Origin of the sequence: Caulobacter sp. D5, assembly GCF_003185805.1 — a bacterium.
GTDB lineage: Bacteria > Pseudomonadota > Alphaproteobacteria > Caulobacterales > Caulobacteraceae > Caulobacter.
In genome coordinates this window covers 1-3,038 of sequence record NZ_QHJY01000537.1, presented here as the reverse complement: position 1 = coordinate 3,038, position 3,038 = coordinate 1, and the positions used below count along the sequence as shown (strand labels likewise).

Sequence of the window (3,038 nt, the reverse complement as noted above, 5' to 3'; positions counted from 1 at the left end):
CGTGGCGGGCCTCGTCGGCCTGGGCCTGGGTGGCGACGCCGGCGGCCGCAAGGTCGCGCTGGCGGGCGGCCTCGCGCTTGGCGTAGGCGGCGGTCTCTTCGGCGGCGGCCATGTCGGCCAGCCGCTGGCCGTAGACGGCGCGACGGGCCTGGACGTCGTAGCGGGCCTGGGCCAGGGCCGCCTCGGCCTCCGACACGGCGACTTGGTAGTCGGCCGGATCCAGGCGGAACAGCACCTGGCCCTTCTTCACGGCCTGGTTCTCGCCGACCTCGATCCCGACCACGCGGCCGTCGACGCTGGCGCTGATGGCCGTGCGGCTGGACTGGATATAGGCGTTGTCGGTGGTCTCGGACTTGCCGCCGGTCAGGACCACGACGCCCACCCCGGCCAGCACGACCAGCGGAACGCCGATCATCAGCGGCAGGCGCAGCCGTTGCCCCAGGGTCTTGCCTTGCGTTGGGCCTTGCCGCTTGCGGGCCGCATCGGCCTCGGCTTCGGCGATGGCGTCATAACCTTCAGCGTCGCTCACGCGCTGCTCCACGTCTCTTCGAGTTTTCGGGAATCGCTAGGTCCGTTCGATCGCGAACCTTGAGCGGGCAGATAGGACTCCACCCATCATGAGTGAAATGATATCTCTTCACGTCAGCCATGAACGCCGTGAATTTCAGAACCGCCGACCTCAATCTCTTCCGGGTTTTCGTGACCCTGCTGGAGGAGAACAACGCCACCCGCGCCGGTGAGCGCCTGGGGCTTTCGCAGTCGGCCGTGAGCCACGCCCTGCGCCGCCTGCGCGAGATGGTCGGCGACGACCTCTTCGTGCGCGGCCAGACCGGCCTGCGCCCCACGCCCCGCGCGCTGGAGATCGCCGAGACCGCCCGCACGGCCTTGAAGCTGCTGGAGACCGCGGTCCTGGCCCCGCGCTTCGATCCGGCCGTCGACCAGCACGCCTTCAACGTCGCGGCCGGCACCTACATCACCTACGTGCTGGGTCCGCTGATCGCCGAGCGGGTGATGGCGGTGGCGCCCAACGTCCAGGTCCACTTCCGCAATCTCTACGCCGGCATGACCGAGGACCTCGACACCGGCCGGCTCGACATGGTCATCGGCTGTTTCGAGGCCGTGCCCGGCCGCTTCACCCACACCCGGCTGTTCGACGAGAGCGGCGTCTGGGTCGCGCGGATCGGTCACCCGGCGATCGCCCAGGGACTGGACCACGCCGCCCTCGCCCGCCTGCCGCGCCTGGGCGTGACCGGCGGCAACGACGATCCCGACCGCACCTCGGCGGGCCATCTTGGCCTGCGCCGGGTCACCTCCTGGGGCGAGCGCTACGGCCTGGGCGAAAGCCCCGATCCGTCATTCTCGGTGCAGGACTCGTTCAGCGCCCTGAACATGGTCGCCCGCTCGGACATGATCTGCATCCTGCCCCGTCGCCTGGCCCAGACCGCCGCCGAGCGCGGCAAGGTGGTGATGATCGAGCCGCCCAACGCCCCGCCGCCGACGCCGTTCGGCGCGGTGATGCGGGCCAGCGACGCGCCGGACTCGCCCAACGGCTGGCTGCTGGAGCTCTGCCGCGAGGCCGGCGCGCTGCTCTAACCAGCCTTCTCGACCGGCACCACCAGCACCAGGCAGGCGCCGCGCGGATGCGGCTCCCAGACGATCGCGCCGCCGATCGCCTCGGCGCGGCGCTGCTGGTTGGCCAGGCCCCGCCCCATCGACGGCGCCAGTGGATCGAAGCCCCGACCGTCGTCGCGCACCCGGATCTCGACCCGGCCGTCGATGGCGATCACCGACACCGCCACCTCGCCCGCCCCGGCGTGCTTGAGGATGTTGGCGAAGGCTTCCTGCAATATGCGCAGGATGTGCAGGGCGTGGCGCTGGTCCAGCCACTCCAGCGGCGGCACCTCGCCGGCGCTCCAGCTCAGCCTGACGCCGCTGGCCTCCAGTCGCGGCTGAAGCCGGAACCGCAGGGTGGCCAGCAGCAGCAGCAGGTCGGTCTCGACCGGCTCCATGGAGTCGATGGTCAGCTTCAGGTCGTCGATGCAGTCGCGCAGTATGCCGACGGTGTCGAGATCGGAGGCCTGGTCGCTTTCGAAGGTCCGCAGCGCCCCGACCAGGGTCGAGCCCAGGCCGTCGTGCATGTCCTGCATCAGCCGCTGGCGCTCCTGGTGCAGCAGTTCGCGGTGCTCGACCTCGCGCAGCCGCTCGTGGCTGGCGGTCAGCTCGGCCTCGCGCTGGGCCAGGCGTCGCGCCAGATCCGTCTTGGCCCTCGTCGCCGTCTCCAGCGCCTGGGTGTAGCGGCGGAACATCACGTACCAGAAGATCAGGGTGAACCCGACGCCGGCGAAGTTGGTCAGGAACACGCTCTCGATGTCGACGAGGTTCTGTTGCAGCGCCACGTCGTAGAGGCCCGAGGCCAGGGTGACCAGGCACCAGACCGCCAGCAGCGTCGAGAAGCTGAAGCCGGCACGCCCTGCCTGTCGCAGCCATTTGGCGGCGACGCCCAGGCCCAGCAGCAGCATGTTGATGTAGATCGGCGCCGCGATCAGGGTCGCGTCCAGCAGGCCCGGCAGGGTGGCCAGCGTCCAGGCTGCGCCGTTGGCGACGATGGCCAGGGTCAGGCGCGGCTGCCGCGCGCCCTGCAGCTCGCAGGCGAACAGGTGCAGCACCACGATCATCCAGTAGGGCGAATTGACCGTGATCCAGCCGAACCAGGCGTCGGAGACCACCAGCGGGTGCACGCCGACGAAGGTGTGCAGCATGCGCAGGAAGCACACCGCCGACATGGCGAAGAACAGCAGGTAGATCGGCTCGCCGCGCCGGCTGAGCCAGACGAACAGCGCGAAGACGCCCGTGGCCAGGAACGCCGCCGCCGAGAAGGCCGGCAGCTGCACCTGGAAGAACGCCCGCAGGTAATAGCGCGGCGCCAGTTCGCGGTAGGTCCCGATCCACACCGACGAGAACGCCCCGCCGATGCCGCGCACGTGCTGCAGGCGCACGTCGAGGGTGCGCGGCGGATGCGAGGCGGTGGTGCGCGGCAG

General features: G+C 70.3%; 3 protein-coding genes. 1 reads left to right on the top strand and 2 read right to left on the bottom strand.

The genetic code is table 11. From position 1 onward, the window contains the following. The coding region (locus DMC18_RS24950) for a biotin/lipoyl-binding protein (protein ID WP_146218221.1) at nt 1–529 on the bottom strand (529 nt) is incomplete at its 3' end. Between the two features lie 119 nt (nt 530–648). On the opposite strand from DMC18_RS24950, the gene DMC18_RS24945 reads away from it, so the two are divergent. After that, nucleotides 649–1,593 (top strand): LysR family transcriptional regulator, encoded by a 945-nt coding sequence (locus tag DMC18_RS24945; RefSeq protein WP_110121480.1) that lies wholly within the window; start codon nt 649–651, stop codon nt 1,591–1,593. Here the strand turns inward: DMC18_RS24945 and DMC18_RS24940 are convergent. Then, a partial coding sequence (locus tag DMC18_RS24940) for an ATP-binding protein (RefSeq protein ID WP_110133415.1) occupies nt 1,590–3,038 on the bottom strand: 1,449 nt, incomplete at its 5' end. The genes DMC18_RS24945 and DMC18_RS24940 overlap by 4 nt on opposite strands.

Coding starts and splice junctions, on each gene's coding strand:
- DMC18_RS24945 (WP_110121480.1), top strand. CDS start 649: ATGAACGCCGTGAATTTCAGAACCGCCGACCTCAATCTCTTCCGGGTT.